Source organism: Williamsia sp. z34 (assembly GCF_059553395.1).
The window spans coordinates 719,572-735,570 of record NZ_JCANWW010000002.1; the positions used below are offsets into that span (position 1 = coordinate 719,572).

A 15,999-nucleotide genomic window follows, 5' to 3' on the forward strand; every position below is an offset into this window, starting at 1 on the left:
AGGAGCTTGTCTGTCGATGGCATACTTGTCCCATGACCGATACCGACTGGCAATCTGCCTCTTCCCTCCTGAGACTGTCGGCACAATTGGTCGACGGGATACAGGACGGCATGGTCCGACGCGGTTTCACCGACGTCCGACCGGTTCACGGGTTTCTTTTCGCCGCAGCGTCCTCGGGCCCGACCACCGCCACGGACATCGCCGAGCAGTTACAGGTGACCAAACAGGCAGCCGCCCAACTGATCTCTTACCTCATCGAACGCGGCTACCTGACCAAGGAGGCCAGCGACACCGACCGCCGCATCCAGCTGATCAGCCTCACCCCACGCGGACAGGCGTGCACGCGGGCGGCACAGGAGTCCGCCGAAGAATGTGTCGATTCCTGGCACGAACAGCTGCCGCGTAAAGACTTCGACACATTCGTCAGGTCGTTGAATGTCTTGTCCGGGCCCGGACGACTACGTCCGAGCTGGTGACCTCAGCTGGTGGTACGCGCCCGTGCAGGTGCGACTCCGAGGAAGTCCTCCAGGATGTCCACCACCGTCAGCGGCGCCTCGACATGCGGATAGTGTCCGACGCCGGGCAAGACCTCGAGCCGGCTGCCCGGAATGGCCTCGTGTGCGGCGTAGCCGTGCGCGACCGGGATGATCTTGTCGGCATCACCCCAGATGAGCAGCGTGGGTAATTCCGAATTCAGGTACAACCGGTTCATCGCACTGACCGCCTGGCCGCGATGGTCGACGACCGAACGCAGCGTCCGCAGGAATGCCTGCCGGGTTTCCCGGTCGGAGAGCGACGAATAGGACCGCCACGTCTCCGTCGCGCGCGGTGACTGGATTCCGAGCGAGCCCATCCACGACCCGATCTTGTTTCCCGCTGCCAGGATCGGCTTCGGCGCGATGACGGGCAACACGAACTCGGCCCCGGGAGCCGCCAGGAGCCGCAGGGTCCAGTTGACGTCCGGACCGAGTCCGCCGCTACCGATCAAGACAAGGCGCTCGCAGTATTCGGGGTGCTGGTACGTGAATTGCATGGCGACGCCGCCGCCGAGCGACTGACCGATGACGGTGGCCTTGTCGATCCCGAGTGCGCGCAGCAGATCCCGCAGGGTCGCGGCGAAGGAACCGAGTGAGTAGTCGCCACGTGGCTTCCCGGACTCGCCGTGGCCGGGCAGATCGGGTGCGATCACCCGATGGGTGCGGGCCAGCAGCGGCGCCACCGCGCGCCAGGTCGTCGAACTGCCTGCCATCCCGTGGATCAGCAGGAGGACCTCACCGCTCCCCTCGTCTCGATATGCGACACGCTCGCCGTGCAGGTCTATGTGGTGGAGTTCGTTCATGTCGTCTCCCATTGGGTTACCGCGTGACCCGAAACCGGGCATATCGACAGCGGCGTGTGAGTGAGCCGGATTCGGTTCCAGCTTTCCCGGGCGTGACCGTCACCAAACAGTATGGGCGCAATACACGTCATCAGCGCGTCTCCCAGCTGCAAACGAGCGGATACACGAAGACGAGCCACATAATTCTGGCTCGTCTTCGTATATCCGGATCGTTCGCGGCGCGGGCGGTAGGTCAGGCGTCGACCAGGTCCCGCGGCGGCGTGCCGCCTTCGCGCATCGGATCCTCATCTGCAGAGATGTCGATGGTCGTGCGTAGAGGCCGATTCGGGAGAAACGCCACTGCGATCAACGCGACCACCGCTGCGACCGCCGCGATCAGGAAGATCGCGCTGGTGGCATCGCCATAGGCCGCTCGCACAACCGTCTGAACCGGATCAGGCAATGCACCGATGTCGAGGTTGCCCCCGCCGGAAGCGCCGGAGATGCCCAGTTCGGACAATCCGGAAGCCGACAGATCGGCAACCCTGGTGGCCAGTACCGAACCGAGGACCGAGACACCGACAGCGCCACCGAATGTTCGGAAGAACGCGACGTTGCTCGAGGCCGCACCGATGTTGCGAACACTGACGGTGTTCTGAACGACGAGGACCAGGTTCTGCATCAGCATGCCGGTGCCGAGTCCGACGACCATCGTGAATGCTCCGACCAGCCACAGGTTGGTTGCGTGATCGATCGTCCCCAGCAGGCCGAATCCGACGATCAGCAACGTCGAACCGACGAGCATGTACGGCTTCCACTTACCGAAGCGGCTGATCAGCTGGCCCGAACCGACTGATCCGAGCAGCATGCCCGCAACCATCGGGATGGACAGGACGCCCGCCAGTGTCGGAGAGAAGCCGCGGGCGGTCTGGAAGTACTGGCCGAGGAACGTGGTGGCGCCGAACATTCCCAGCCCGACGGCGATCGAGGCGATGATTGCCAGTCCGGTGGTCCGCTCGACGACGATCTTGAGCGGGATGATCGGCGACTTCACCTTGGCTTCGACCATGACGGTTGCCAGCAGGAGCAGTACACCGGCGCCGACATACAGCGCGGATTCCTTGGAGAACCAATCGTAATAGCCGGCCTTGCCCGCGAAGGAGACCCAGATCAGCAGGACCGAGATCCCGGCGGTCAGCAACGTGGCGCCGAGCCAGTCGATCGAGACGTCTTCCCTGCGTTCGGTCTTGATGTGCAGCGTCTTCTGCAGCAGGAACAGCGCGATCACCGCAAGCGGCACACACACGAAGAAGCACCAGCGCCATCCCAGTGGGCTGTCGACGATGACACCACCGAGGATCGGGCCACCGGACATCGACACCGCCATGACCGCACCCATGTACCCCGAATAGCGTCCACGTTCACGCGGCGAGACGATGCTGCCGATGATGGCGACGACCAGAGCCGTCAAACCGCCCATACCGACACCCTGGATCACCCGCGCTGCCAACAGAATCGGCACGTTGTGCGAGAACCCGGCAATGATCGAGCCGGCAACGAAGATCACCAGCGCGCTCTGGACGAGCACCTTCTTGTTGAAGATGTCCGCGAGTTTGCCCCAGATCGGGGTCGAGGCGGCGTTGGCCAGCAGAGCTGTGGTGATGACCCAGGCATATGCGGTCTGTGAGCCCTTCAGATCACCGATGATCGTCGGGAGCGCCGTCGCGACGATCGTTGTGCTGAGCAGCGCGGTGAACAGGCCCGCGAGGAGTCCGATCATCGTCTTGAGAACTTGTTGATGGGTCATCGCCAGCGGATCGTGATTCTCCACCGCCATCGTCGAACTAGACACAGACTTCCTCGCTTTCTACTTCGCCATCCGCTGCGGTCTCCAGTCGTCCGGTCCGGTGCATATGGTCGTTCAGAGATTGTTTGAGTTTCTGGACCGTGACCCGTGCGGCTTCGGCCTCGGCTTCAGGCCAGTCGGCGAGCACTTTCTGGAGTTCACGGGCGCGGATATCGCGGTTGCGGTACAGCAGCTCCCGCCCCGCCGGGGTCAGCGATACGCGGGTCGCGCGGCCGTCTTCCGGATCGGATTGCCGGGCGACATAACCGCTGTTGACCAGCTCGGTGATGTGGCGACTGAGTGCGGACTGACTCAGACACAGGTCTGTGGCGAGGTCCATCTGCCGACACGGCTCACCGGCAGCCAGCGCCGCCAGTACGCCGAGGCCACCCTGGTGGATCTCGGCGTTGTCGTCGGTCGCGAGCGCTCGCCGCATCATCCGGCCGAGCAGGTGCAGATCCACGATCAGGGCGTGGGCCGCCTCTGTGGTCAATGCCATGGGTGACTCCCCCCTTCAAATAATTGATTGCGTTATGCAACTATAGGTTAGTTGCATGTAGACATCAACTAAGTGGGGTCCGCAGGTATTCCGCCTCTCAACAGAACACGGGACCGCGGCCCGATCCTCCCGGTCCGCGGTCCCGCTCACCACGCAGTATTCAGTTTCGTCCGGACATCGTCACACCGATCGCACACTCGGAACGATGTCGTAGACCTCGTCGGCCCGGGCAGCCATCACGCGATCGGCCATCTCCTGTTTCACCACGACCAGACGCGCGCCCTCGTCTGCGCTGCGATCGGCCTTGCGCGAGAGGGTGATGTATTCGTCGACGACAAACCCTTCCCGGATCACCAGCGTGACGCTCTGCCCGCGATAGTCGAGTTGGAAGACATAGATCTCCATCGTCATTCCGCGTTCCGGTCGCCTCAACGTGCTGTCAACTGTGTACCGCCCCTCGGTGACGGCCCTGGTCACGAGTTCGAAGGTGTCCCGCACCCCGGGGCCACCGTGAGAGGTCGTGATCACGATGTCCCGCCGTTCGACGGGTCCATCCTGCGCCAGCACCGGCAAGGCGCGTTCGAGAACCTTGTAGGCGTGTGCGACACCTCCCGGCGCCAACGGTCCGTGATAGCGCAGCGCGTCATCGAATCCGAACGTGAGCGCCGTGCCCTGATCGATCACTTCGAGGGAGTTCGTCATGGTGCAGTTCTCACATTCTTCTTTTGGGTGAACTCGGGAGATCCGGCGAACTCGGCAATCCATGGCATGAAGCCGTCGAGGAACCGTTCGGTTGCCGGCATGAAGTAGGCGCCGTAGTGGGACATCGGATCGAGTGTCGCGATGACCATCGTTCCGGCGGTGCTGACCTGGTCCACGTAGGCGAGCACGTCACCGTCGGGAAGCGTGAGCAGGACGTCGGCTCCGGGCGGCGGCTGGACCGCACCGTGATAGTGCCAGGTGCAATCCCCCACGCCGAGATGGGTGAAGAAGGAATGCTCCGGATTCGGGGTGCTCATCCCGAGGTCGGCCCCGGGTTCGAGCCACCACCAGTAATTGGTCGGCCGGTGTTGCCACCGGACCCCGGGCAGGAAGCCCGGCAGCGGTTCTCCGCCACTGAACGACACGACCGTTCCACCGGCATCGAGCAACTCCATGATGCGAGGTGCGGCGGCATCGAGCAATCCGCGGTGGATTCGTTCGGGGATGATGATGCCGTCGTATCCGGTCAGGTCGGTCTCGGCCAGTTCCGGCAGGTACAGCAGCCCGCCGGTGAGGTGCTCGGCGTACTTGCCGGTGGTCAGCGCGCGGTGGTGATGCGAGTTTCCGCCGTAGACCGCCGCGAGGCCCTGGCCGGTTGCGGTGGACGGGCTCGCAGGCACCGGTTCCCACTCGTCGACAGGACGCCCGCTGCGCAGCGGTTGCTCCTGCAAAGATTGCGCCTCGTCTGCAGCCCACCGGGCAAGTTGTCCGGGGATCCTCGCCGCCGTGTTGTCCTCGATGCCGACGGCATATCCGAAAAGGTCACCGGTTGCATGTACGAAGATCGTGCCCGCCGTGGACACTCGGTCGACATAGGTCACCGGCTGGCCACCGATCAGATGCACCAGCGGCTCCGCGCCGTCCGGGACGGGATGGTGCCCACGGGCGAAAAAGCCGGCGACGCCGCGCCTTTCGGTCATGTGTGCGAGTTCGACTCCGGCGAACACCGGATGGTCGGCCACCTCGGTCACCACATACGACGCGCGCCGGCGTGGCAGCGTCGGCTCGAAGTGTCGCGCCCCCGGGAGCCAGTCCTGGTTCAGATGTCCGCAGAAGATCAGGACTTTGCCCGCATCGAGGAAGCGGCGGATCACGCCGCGATGGCGGGCCAGATGCTCCTGGTCGACGTTGGATCCGATCACCAGAATCCGATGAGGCGCCAGCGACTCGTCGGAGAGGTCGTAGCAGTCGATCGAGGTCACCTCATAGCCGAGTTCACCCCTGGCAAAAGGTGAGAGTTCCCCGGTCGGGTGCATTGTCACCAACGCGAATTGCGTCATATTTCCTCCTTTGTCGATACGTGCCGATGGCCGGCTGCCGCCACCAGCGCTGCGGTATACGGATGCCGGGGCCTCCCGAGAACCGATTCGACCGAACCGCTCTCGACCACCTGCCCGTTCTGCATCACTGCGATTCGGTGTGAGCCCCGCTGAGCCAGGGCCAGGTCATGGGTGATGTGGATGATCGCGATTGCCTCCTCGCGGCACAGTCGCTCCATCAAGTCGACGATTTCGACCCGCAGCGAGGCGTCGAGCCCACTCGTCGGTTCGTCGGCCATGACGAGCTTGGGTCCGGTCACGATCGCGCGGGCGAATGCCACCCGCTGGCGCTCACCACCGGACAGCTCGTGCACATATCGGCCCGAATAGCGAACGGCCGGAGCGAGATTGACCGACTCCAGTGCTCGCAGCACGGCATCTCTGCGGCCGGCCGGGCTGCCGATCCGGTGGATCACCATGGGTTCGGCGACGATGTCGGCAACGGTCAGGGTCGGCGGCAAAGACGCATACGGGTCCTGGAAGACCAGATGCATGTCCCGGCGGACGCGGCGGGCGACGGCGCGGCGCGTGCCGACGATGTCAGTGCCGTCGAACCGCACCGCACCGGTACAGGGCACCTCGAGTCCTGCCACCACGCGGGCCACGGTCGACTTTCCGGCGCCGGAACCACCGACGAGGGCTACGGATTCGCCCGCGTCGACCCTCAGGTTCACATCTGCCACGGCGGGTCGTCCGTGGAACGAGACGCCGAGGCCGGTGATCTCGAGCAGACTCATCGCGCGGCCTCCAGTTCCGGCGCCGGCTCCAACCTGACGACGGAGTCGATCAGACTCCGGGTGTACGGATGCTCCGCGTCCCCGATGATCTTTGCGGTCGAACCGGTCTCGACGATCTCGCCGTCCTTCATCACCGCGATCCGGTCCGCGATCGATTCCATCGCGGGCAGGTTGTGCGAGACGATCAACATGCCCACGTTCAGTTTCTCTCGCAGGTCCGTCAGCAACGACAAGATCTCGACCTCCATCAGCACGTCGAGGCCGCTGGTCGGCTCGTCCGCGATCAGGACCGCAGGATCGTTGACCAATGCCATGGCGATGACCACTCGCTGCCGCATGCCACCGGAAAGCTGGTGTGGGTAGGCATCGATCCGGGCGGCGTCGATCCCGACGAGGACCAGCAGTTCCGCGGCGCGAACGCGTGCTGCTCGTCGCGTGTACGTCCCGTGCGCCATCATCGCTTCGATCAACTGTGCGCCCACGGTACGCACCGGGTTCAGTGCACTCATCGCTTCCTGCGGGACGAGAGCAATCCGATTGCCGCGCATGGCCCGTAGGTCGGCCGCCGACATCGTCGTAATCTCGCGCCCCTCGACCTCGACCGAGCCGTTCAGGATTTCGGCAGCCGGGGGAAGCAGTCCGACAGCCGATGATGCCACCGTCGACTTGCCACTCCCCGACTCGCCCACCAACGCCACGATCTCGCCGGCGGCGACGGACAACGACACCGTGTGTACCCCAGCGCAGCCGGGGCCGTACGAGACGGTCAGGTCTTCGATCCGGAGCGGAGCGAGGCCGTCATCCTCACACCGGGCTGCCGATTCTCTCGTATCGACAGGACGACGGCGTTCGCGCTTCTCACGCCTGCCCAGTACCGGCCGTGAACGCTCCTCGAGCGCGTTTCCGATGAGGGCAAACGCCATGACGGTCAACGCGATTGCGATGCCCGGCGGCATGATCCACCAGAGCCAGGCATCAGTGAGGAACGCACTTCGCGCATTTGCCATCGCGAGCATGGAACCCCAACTGGCAGAGGATATGTCACCGAGACCGAGAAATGCCAAGGAGGCCTCGAGCAGGATCGCAGTCTTGGCCGCAAGGATGAACTGCGGGATGACCAGCGGGAATACGGCGCGCGAAACATGCCGGCGCAGAATGTAACCGGAACCGGCCCCCATGGATTTCAGGGACTGGATGTGGTCCCGTTCGCGCAGCGACAGAACCTGCGACCGCAGTTCCCTGGCCAGTCCGGCCCACAGCACCGCCGAGATGACCAGGATCTGGGTACCGATCCCGGGTCCGACGAAGACACCGATGACGATGGTCAGCGGCAGGACCGGAAGGGTCAGGATCACGTCGACGATGCGCATCAACACCGCATCGACCCAGCCCCGGGAGTAGCCCGCCACCACGCCGACCAGCGCACCGATCACCGTCGCGGCCAGGGCAGCGACGATTCCGACCAACAACGAGATCCGGGCGCCGTGGATCAGCTGACTGAGCAGGTCGTGCCCCACATCGTCGGCACCGAGCCAGTGCTCGGCGGACGGCCGGGCGAACGGTCGGGTGACCCGCTCGGCCGGATCATGGGGAGCCAGAACCGGCGCGGCGACGGCACACAGGACCAGGACCGCGAGGATCGATCCCCCGCCCACCGCCATGCGTCTGGATCGGGCCGAGACCGTCCGGCCCAGCGCCGTCGTGACGCCCGCGTCGGAACCCCTCATGCAAAGACCTCTTTCCGTTCATGAGAGATGCGTTCACGCCGCACCCGCGGATCGATGAGCGGATAGGTGAGGTCGGCGACGATGTTGGCGGCGACGATGCCGATCGTCGCGAGCAGGAATGCACCCTGAAGCAGTGGATAGTCGCGAGCCGTGACCGCGTCGTAAGTGAGTTGTCCCAGACCGGGATAGGCGAAGACGCTCTCCACCACCACCGCACCGGAGAGCAAGGTGCCCACGGCGAGTGTCAGGCTGGTGAAGACCGGCAGCAACGCGTTGCGAAGTGCATGCCCGAGTGCGACCCTGCGCTCGGTCAATCCCTTGGCGCGGGCGAGCCGGATGTAGGGCTCATCGAGGACACCTACCGTGGACGCCCGCGCCAGCAGGAAGAACCCACCGATGCCGGCGATCACAAGCGTTAGCACCGGCAGCACCATCCGGACGGCAACCGCGGTGAACCATTCCCATCCGGTGGCATCGATCGGTGCTGCCCCATACGACGGGAACCATCCCAACTGGACCGAGAAGATCGCGATCAGGATCATCCCGACCCAGAAGCCCGGCATCGAGTCGATCGCGAGAACACCCGTCACGGTCGCCGTCTCACGCTTGGTACCGCGACGCCACGCGGCCCAGGTGCCGAGGAGGGTCCCCAGCACTGCGGCGATGAGCATCGCGGTACCCACCAGCGCCAGCGTCCAGGGCAGCTTCTCCATCAGCACGTCCCACACCGGACGGTTGTGTCCGACAGACATTCCCAGGTCGCCCCGCAGCAGTCCTCCCCAGAAGGAGAGGTACTGCTCGGGGACAGACCTGTCGAGCCCGTAGCTCTGCCGGATCTGCTCGACGTATTCGGGCGCGAGGTTCCCCTCCTCGCCGCCGTACAGATACTGAACCGGATCTCCCGGCGCCAGATACGGCAGCGCGAAATTGAGCGTGACCGCTGCCCAGAGGACCAGCAGGTACTGCCCGATACGACGAAGCAGAGTCATCGGGGTCAGCGAACCGGCGCGATGGCGTTGGCGGTCTCACTGACCTCTCGAGGCAGGAATGACCACTTGTGCACGATGCCGTAGCCGGGGGTCTCGACCCACCCCCCGAAGCTGTCCGAACGGACGCCGAAGTTCTCGTCCGGGTAGTACAGCCCGATGGTGGTGGGCTGTGCGTTGTAGAGATCCTGGATTTCGTCGAGGACCGCCAGACGTGCCTCGTTGGTCTCGGTCACCTTCCACTTCTCGTACAGCGCATCGAACTCGGGATACGGGATCGACGGCGCCTTCCAGAGGTTGCCCGAGCGATGGGACATGATGAACTGCGTCGAGTCGCCGACCGCGTGCGGCGAGTTCGTCGTGATGTACATGTCGTAGCTCTTGTCCGATGAGATGTCCGAGAGCGACCCGGTGTCGACCGCGGCCACCGAGACGTCGAGACCGACCTTGCCGAAGTCCTCGGTCAGCAGTTCTGCCGCCCGCACATCAGGCGCCAGACCGCCGTCGACGTGAATCGTGTACGTCAGGTTCTCCCCGGTCTCGTTCTCCCGGATTCCGTCACCGTTCTTGTCCGCGTATCCGAGTTCGTCGAGGATCGCGTTCGCACCCGCGACGTCGTATTTCGCCTCGGTGGGATTGGAATACGGTGCGTCCGGGTGGACGTAGCCCTGCGTGGCGGGGCGGCCCTGCCCCAGTCCCACGATCTCGAGCAGCTGATCGCGATCGGTGGCCATGTTCAGCGCGGTGCGGAATTTTGGCTCACTGAAAGGCTTTTCGAGGAAGTTGAGCTTGAGTTCGGGGTATCGCAGCGGGGAGGTCTTGATGACCGAGATCTCCGACGAATTGCCGAACTCGTCGATGAGCTCGGGTGTCAGCGACCTCGTGGTGGCATCGATCTGTCCCGACCGCAGTGCGGTGAACGTCGCCGATGAATCGGTGATGACCGGCATGATCAGCTCATCGACAGTTGGAGTGCCGGCGAAGTAGTCGGCGTTGGCCTCGAACCGGTATCCGGAGGTCGGACTGTGGTCGACCAACTTGTACGGACCGGTGCCCACCGGAAGTCCGGTGTACTCCTTGGCCTTTGCCGGATCGACCGAAGACCACACGTGTTCCGGGAGGACCGGCAGATCGGCGAGCGTCACCGTACCCAGTTCGGGACATGCGTAGTCGCAGACGAATCGGACTCCCCCGTCCTCGGTGGTCTCCACCGTCGAGATCGAGGGGGTGTCGTTGACGTGGTGGGTGAAGCGACCGGTGGGCGCCTGATGCATGTAGTGGAAGCTGAAGACCACGTCCGATGCCGTGAACGGCACACCGTCGTGCCAGTTGACATCGTCACGCAGCGCGACTTCCCAGGTGGTCGCGTCCACCTGATCGACCGAGGTGGCCAGCCATGGCTGGGGATCGTCCACGTACGGGGACGGCGAGAGCAACTTGTCATAGATCAGCTCGGTCATCTGATCTGTTTGTCCGGCAAAAATATTGGCCGGACCGGAGTCTTTGTCGACCGCGATTGTCAAACTCTCTGCCGTCGCCGGACCCGTCAGGGTGCCGCCGCCCGCGGAGTCGTCGTCTGAACCACAGGCCGCCACAACAAGCGCGGAAGCGAGAAGCGCCGACAAGGCGCCGCGGCGCCGCATCGAAGAAGTCGGGGAATACATCTGAATCCTTTGGTAAGGCTTGCATAACCTTTGTAAGGTTAGCCTAGCTTACTGCGGATTCGAGATGGCAGGAGTCCCCCACGGTCCGGCCGACAACCTCGTAGCCAGGCCATGGGGCAACAACATGGCCCGACTGATCGACGAGGAACGGGGATCGAATTCCGCCGCGAATGCGAAGTGGTCGAGCAAGCGGCCGCCTCAATCAATGGGACCGGATCCCCGGCACACCATCCCTATAGACCCCCGTTCAATAGCCCTCGGTTCAGAGGAAGTCCTATGTGAGAGCCGTCTGATGCGGGTAGCCCCGACGTACCGTCCGGTCGAGAATGCCGAGCGTGCTCGCCAATGAGCTGGTGTGGATGACCGGGAAGATGTTCTTCTCACGCCACTCCGGATGGATGTCGGACCAGTCATAGAACGAGGTCACCTTCGTCGCCCCATCAGCGGCCGGCTCCAGACGATAGCCATAGACGTGCCCGATCTGCGGTCGCAGCCGACCGAGAATCGTCCAGGAGACCTCGACATCGGGTTCCAGGGTCTTGATGGTGACCGTTACGTCGTACTCCCCCAACGGGAAGTCACCCAGCGCCTCCCGATCCATGTGGACCACAAACTTGTCGCCGGCAGCTTTCACGCGGTCACCGGTTGCGTCCATCAACATCCCCGACGCGTCGATCGCCACATGTCCCTGCGGATCGGTGAGGACGGCAAAGATGTCGGCTGCGGACGCGCGGATCAGGCGCTCGGCTTCGATACGTTCGGTTTGCGTCTGTTCAACAGTCATACAACACACTAGCCACGCCCGCGCATGAAACTCAGCCGATCGTGTTCAACTCTTCCACCAGATCGAAGACCGGTTCGCCCGATCCGGTGTCGAAGCGAATCACCCGGTAGCGGTACCGCGTCGGCACCGTAGTCGTGATATCGAGGACGTCGACATTGGTGTTGCCCCGTACCGTGTGGCCTGGCAGCATCAGGTCATGGCTGGTCTACTGAGCGAATCCGACATCACCAAGGCCCTCGCCGACCTGACGTTCTGGTCGCGTACCGGCGATTCATTGACCCGCACTGTCGAATGCCCGAGTTTTCCGGCAGCGATCTCGTTCGTCAACCACGTTGCCGAGGCGGCTGAAGCAGCCGACCACCATCCGGACATCGATATCCGTTGGCGCAACGTCACATTCACCCTGAGCACGCATTCAGAGGGCGGGATCACCGGCAAGGACACCCTGCTCGCCCACCAGATCGACGATCTCGCCCCCTGACCTACGCGGACGTCCTGCTCAACGGGCGGAGAGCGCCGCGTATCGGGCGATGTGCTGGTCGGCCGGACCGAACTCGTACTCGATCGCGGTGAGACGCTTGAAGTAGTGCCCGATCGCCAGTTCCTCGGTCATCCCCATTCCGCCGTGCAACTGCACCGCATTCTGGCCGATGAACCGCGCCGACCGTCCGATGGTCGCCTTGGCTGCCGAAACCGCCAGCGACCGCTCCACCGGGTCGGCCTCGAGATTGAGCACGGCGAGATAGACCGCGGCGATGGACTGCTCGACCTCCATGTACATGTCGACCATCCGGTGCTGCAGCGCCTGGAAACCGCCGATCGGCTGCCCGAACTGCCGACGTTGCTTCGCGTATTCGACGGTGTCCGCCAATACCTTTCGCATCAGGCCCACGGCCTCGGACGCAACCGCAGCGGTGGCCTCGTCGACTGCCTTGTCGATCGATGGCCAGGCACCGCCTTCGGGGCCCAACAGTGCATCGGCGGGTAGTCGCAGGTCGGTGAACGTCAGGTCGGCGGCCTGGCGGTCGTCGATCGTGCGGTAGGCGTGGCTCTCGACGCCGGCGGGCAACTCGTGCGGATCGATGTCGACCACGAACAGCGAGATGCCGTCGGTGTCACGCTGCGATCCGGAGGTGCGCGCAGTGACCAGGAGATGGTTCGCCAGCGGGGCGCTGGTGACCACCGTCTTGGCCCCGTTGATCACCCAGCCATCACCGTCGCGACGTGCCGTGGTGGTCACATCGCGGTAGGTGTGGCCCGACGTCGGCTCGGTGGCGGCAAACGCCGTGATCGCCGTGCCGGCAACAATGTCCTGGACGATCTTCGCTGCTCGATCACCGCCGGCCCGCCGGAGCAGCCCGGACCCGATCACCACCGTGTCGACAAACGGTTCGACGACCAACGCGTATCCGAGAGCCTCGGTGACGATCATGAGCTCTACGGGACCGCCGCCGAGTCCACCGTCTTCCTCGGGCAAGGTGGCGCCGAGGATGCCGAGCTCGTCGGCGAAACCGGCCCAGATCGACGGTTGCCGGCCCGCGCCGATCTTGGCCGCGGCCCGACTGCTCTGAAGGTCGTATCGCGTGCTCAGGAACTTGGTGAGTCCGTCACGAAGGAGTTCTTGCTCTTTTGTCAGGCTGAAGTCCATCAGAGCCCCAATGCTGCTTTGGCGAGAATGTTCCGCTGAATTTCGTTGCTACCGGCGTAGATCGAACCGGCTCGGTCGTTGAAGTACCGCAGAGGCGCCACCGCCTGCCACTGCTCACCGCTGACATATCCGCCCACAGGTTCGGAGAACTCCGCGATCGGGCCGCCCGGTCGGGCAGCGTGCGGCTGATACACCCGCCCGCGCGGGCCGGCGGCCTCGAGGGTGATCTCGGTGAGCTTCTGGCTGAGTTCGGTCGCGAGAACCTTCAGCATCGACGATGCCGGCCCCGGATCCTCACCCGACGCCATCGCCGACAACGTCCGGTACTCCAGTATTTCGAGGACCTTCGTCCGTATCTCGGCCTCGGCGAGCTTGGCGGAGAACGCCGGATCCTCGATGAGCGGACGACCATCCGGACCGGGCACATCCGCTGCCGCCTTGGCTGCTGATTCCGCCATGACCTGCAGCGCGGGAGCTGCTGCGGCGCCACCGCGCTCGAAGACGAGCAGGTATTTCGCGACGGTCCAGCCGTCGTCGATCTTGCCGATGACATTCGACTTCGGCACCCGCACGCCGTCGAAGAAGACCTGGTTCTGCACCTGTTCACCCGAGGTCATCACCAACGGCCTGATCTCGATGCCCGGCGATGTCATGTCGATCAGAAGAAAGGTGATGCCCTGCTGTTTCTTCTCATGCTTGGAGGTCCGGACCAGGCAGAACATCCAATTCGCCTCGGCTGCATGGGTTGTCCAGATCTTGCTTCCCGTACAGACCAGGTCGTCACCCTCGTCGACGGCAGCCATCGTCAGCGACGCCAGATCCGAACCCGCCTCCGGTTCGGAATACCCTTGGCAGAAGAACACCTCGCCCGTCAGGATGCCCGGCAGGAAAAAGTCTTTCTGTTCCTGCGTGCCGAACGCGGCGATGGCATGGGACACCATCCGAATACCCATGGGCGACAACGACGGCGCACCCGCCAGCACGGATTCGCGGCTGAAGATGTAGTGCTGGGTCAGACTCCAGTCGCAACCCCCGTGTTCGACCGCCCAGGCCGGCGCCGCCCAGCCACGCTCGTACAGGATGCGTTGCCACTCCATGCTCGCCTCGTGCTCGGAGTAGACGCTCGTCATGAGGCGGCCTGCCTCACGCAGGTCGGGCGTGAGCTTCTCATCGAGAAAGGCGACAACCTCATCCCGGAAGGCTGCGTCGGCCTCTGACCAATCCAAATCCATCTGCGCTCCCCGCGTATCCACGACTCGATTGACCACCGACGCCGCTGGAGACAAAATCTACTTATGTCTCAGGGAGCCGTCAACGGTCATGGTGCAACATCGCAACGCGCGACCCGCGACGACGTCATCGATCTCGCCCACAGCTGGTTTCGCGATGGACGCCGAGTGGATGTCCAACAGCTGTCTCGCGAACTCGGTATCGGCCGCGCGACAATTTATCGCTGGTATTCGGGCCGTGAGGTCATCATCGGCGAGGTCGTGTGGCGCATCGTTGGCGAGGCATTACGTCGCGTGGAGGACCGTGAGGGTTACCCCTCGACAGTCGAACGATTTGTGCACAATTTCGGCGAGATGGCCACGGCCGTGCGCGGTTACCGCCCACTCTCGCGGTTTGTCTCCGATGATCCCGAATATGCGCTCCGGGTGCTCAGCACCCGGTACAGCGTTGTCCAGGGCCGGCTCATCGAATGGAATGCGGTGCGGCTTGGAACGATTCCCGATATCGGATCCCACGTCGACATCACGGCTCTTGCCTATGCGATCGTGCGCGTCGGAGAATCCTTCATCTGGAGCGACATGATCACGGGTGAACCACCCGCACCAAAACAGGCAACCGCAATGGTCGAATTACTGTTGGCCGGTGCGGTCACCTCACGACCGCGGTGACGAGCAGATACTCCCATTCCATCACCCCGTCGTCGGCGAGCGCCTTGCGGGCGAGGTCGGCCAGGCCGGTGTCCAGCGCCGCGATGGCGTCCGGATTGTCGGCGTTGGCCCGGTACACCGCAATCGTCGGACCGTAGGTCGCCTTGAAGAACTCCCGGAACTCTTCCGGTGTCTCGAACCGGTCCACCTTCAGCGTCTGCTTGACCACCGCGAGCTCGGTGACGCGGTCCCCGAAGAGTGTTCGCACATGGTCCTCGTCGCCCCACAACGGTGGCGGCTGCGCGCCGGGCGGCGGTGGCGGCGCGTAGGGCTTCATCGTCGCGAACATCTGACCGACGAACCCCCGTGGCGTCCAGTTGATCAATCCGATCCGGCCGAATGGGCGGCAGACGCGGATGATCTCGTCGGCGGTCTCCCGGTGGTGTGGCGCGAACATCGCACCCACACAGGAAATGACCGCGTCGAATGTGTTGTCGTCGAATGGAAGTGCTTCGGCGTCAGCTTCCCGCCAGGTGAGTTCGACCTGCCTTTCGGCGGCCAGTTGCTTTCCGGCCGTGAACAATTCAGGGGTCAGATCACTCGCGATGACCACCGCTCCGATTTCGGCGGCCGGGATGGCGGCGTTACCCGAACCCGCGGCGACGTCCAGAACCCGATCATTTTCGCCGATCCCCACCGCGTCGACCAACGTCGGACCGAGATTCGCGATCACCTGCGTGGCGACGGCGGGATAGTCACCGGACGCCCACAATGCTCGGTGCTTGATCTTGATCGGGTCGGGGGTTGTTGTTGGTGTGGCCATCGCCAAACT

At 64.0% G+C, this 15,999-nt stretch carries 17 protein-coding genes; 3 read left to right on the plus strand and 14 right to left on the minus strand.

Annotated elements, in window-relative coordinates:
• Positions 1-32 precede the first annotated feature (32 nt).
• The gene (locus AC51GT_RS07720; protein WP_496325689.1) at positions 33-476 is read left to right on the plus strand and encodes a MarR family winged helix-turn-helix transcriptional regulator; all 444 of its coding nucleotides are present in this window, start codon (positions 33-35) and stop codon (positions 474-476) included.
• 2 nt (positions 477-478) lie between these two features.
• Here AC51GT_RS07720 and AC51GT_RS07725 read toward each other — a convergent pair whose 3' ends face one another.
• The 11 genes from AC51GT_RS07725 to AC51GT_RS07775 form a co-directional block, all read right to left on the minus strand.
• Positions 479-1,339 carry an alpha/beta fold hydrolase gene (locus AC51GT_RS07725; protein WP_496325690.1) on the minus strand — a complete coding sequence of 287 codons (861 nt, stop codon included), beginning with the start codon at positions 1,337-1,339 and terminating at the stop codon, positions 479-481.
• 232 nt (positions 1,340-1,571) lie between these two features.
• Complete coding sequence (locus AC51GT_RS07730) at positions 1,572-3,125, minus strand: MDR family MFS transporter (protein WP_496325887.1); 1,554 nt, start codon at positions 3,123-3,125, stop codon at positions 1,572-1,574.
• Between the two features lie 37 nt (positions 3,126-3,162).
• The gene (locus AC51GT_RS07735) at positions 3,163-3,663 is read right to left on the minus strand and encodes a MarR family winged helix-turn-helix transcriptional regulator (RefSeq protein ID WP_496325691.1); all 501 of its coding nucleotides are present in this window, start codon (positions 3,661-3,663) and stop codon (positions 3,163-3,165) included.
• Between the two features lie 180 nt (positions 3,664-3,843).
• Entirely contained in the window at positions 3,844-4,365 is a 522-nt protein-coding gene (locus AC51GT_RS07740) for a hypothetical protein (RefSeq protein ID WP_496328367.1), read from the minus strand.
• Positions 4,362-5,705: a hypothetical protein gene (locus AC51GT_RS07745; protein WP_496325693.1), complete on the minus strand. Its 1,344-nt coding sequence runs from the start codon at positions 5,703-5,705 to the stop codon at positions 4,362-4,364. The genes AC51GT_RS07740 and AC51GT_RS07745 overlap by 4 nt, the downstream gene beginning before the upstream one ends.
• Positions 5,702-6,481, minus strand: coding sequence for an ABC transporter ATP-binding protein (locus AC51GT_RS07750; RefSeq protein ID WP_496328368.1), 780 nt, complete (start codon positions 6,479-6,481; stop codon positions 5,702-5,704). The genes AC51GT_RS07745 and AC51GT_RS07750 overlap by 4 nt, the downstream gene beginning before the upstream one ends.
• Positions 6,478-8,208, minus strand: a complete 1,731-nt coding sequence (locus tag AC51GT_RS07755) for a dipeptide/oligopeptide/nickel ABC transporter permease/ATP-binding protein (RefSeq protein WP_496328369.1) — start codon at positions 8,206-8,208, stop codon at positions 6,478-6,480. The genes AC51GT_RS07750 and AC51GT_RS07755 overlap by 4 nt, the downstream gene beginning before the upstream one ends.
• Positions 8,205-9,197, minus strand: a complete 993-nt coding sequence (locus AC51GT_RS07760) for an ABC transporter permease (RefSeq protein ID WP_496328370.1) — start codon at positions 9,195-9,197, stop codon at positions 8,205-8,207. The genes AC51GT_RS07755 and AC51GT_RS07760 overlap by 4 nt, the downstream gene beginning before the upstream one ends.
• Before the next feature lie 5 nt (positions 9,198-9,202).
• Positions 9,203-10,858 carry an ABC transporter substrate-binding protein gene (locus tag AC51GT_RS07765; RefSeq protein ID WP_496328371.1) on the minus strand — a complete coding sequence of 552 codons (1,656 nt, stop codon included), beginning with the start codon at positions 10,856-10,858 and terminating at the stop codon, positions 9,203-9,205.
• A 274-nt stretch (positions 10,859-11,132) separates the two neighbouring features.
• Positions 11,133-11,642: an SRPBCC family protein gene (locus AC51GT_RS07770; RefSeq protein ID WP_496328372.1), complete on the minus strand. Its 510-nt coding sequence runs from the start codon at positions 11,640-11,642 to the stop codon at positions 11,133-11,135.
• Positions 11,643-11,673: 31 nt separating this feature from the next.
• Positions 11,674-11,832, minus strand: coding sequence for a hypothetical protein (locus tag AC51GT_RS07775; RefSeq protein WP_496328373.1), 159 nt, complete (start codon positions 11,830-11,832; stop codon positions 11,674-11,676).
• 6 nt (positions 11,833-11,838) lie between these two features.
• On the opposite strand from AC51GT_RS07775, the gene AC51GT_RS07780 reads away from it, so the two are divergent.
• Positions 11,839-12,123 (plus strand): 4a-hydroxytetrahydrobiopterin dehydratase, encoded by a 285-nt coding sequence (locus AC51GT_RS07780; RefSeq protein WP_496325700.1) that lies wholly within the window; start codon positions 11,839-11,841, stop codon positions 12,121-12,123.
• An 18-nt stretch (positions 12,124-12,141) separates the two neighbouring features.
• Here the strand turns inward: AC51GT_RS07780 and AC51GT_RS07785 are convergent, their stop codons facing one another.
• Together AC51GT_RS07785 and AC51GT_RS07790 are read right to left on the minus strand one after the other, a co-directional pair.
• Positions 12,142-13,290 carry an acyl-CoA dehydrogenase family protein gene (locus AC51GT_RS07785; protein WP_496325701.1) on the minus strand — a complete coding sequence of 383 codons (1,149 nt, stop codon included), beginning with the start codon at positions 13,288-13,290 and terminating at the stop codon, positions 12,142-12,144.
• Positions 13,290-14,522: an acyl-CoA dehydrogenase family protein gene (locus AC51GT_RS07790; protein WP_496325702.1), complete on the minus strand. Its 1,233-nt coding sequence runs from the start codon at positions 14,520-14,522 to the stop codon at positions 13,290-13,292. The genes AC51GT_RS07785 and AC51GT_RS07790 overlap by 1 nt, the downstream gene beginning before the upstream one ends.
• A gap of 63 nt (positions 14,523-14,585) precedes the next feature.
• Between AC51GT_RS07790 and AC51GT_RS07795 the strand changes: the two genes are divergently transcribed.
• Entirely contained in the window at positions 14,586-15,188 is a 603-nt protein-coding gene (locus AC51GT_RS07795; protein WP_496325703.1) for a QsdR family transcriptional regulator, read from the plus strand.
• Here the strand turns inward: AC51GT_RS07795 and AC51GT_RS07800 are convergent.
• On the minus strand, positions 15,169-15,990 hold the full coding sequence (locus AC51GT_RS07800) for a class I SAM-dependent methyltransferase (protein ID WP_496325704.1): 822 nt from the start codon (positions 15,988-15,990) through the stop codon (positions 15,169-15,171). The two genes, AC51GT_RS07795 and AC51GT_RS07800, sit on opposite strands and share 20 nt — an antisense overlap.
• Positions 15,991-15,999 lie beyond the last annotated feature (9 nt).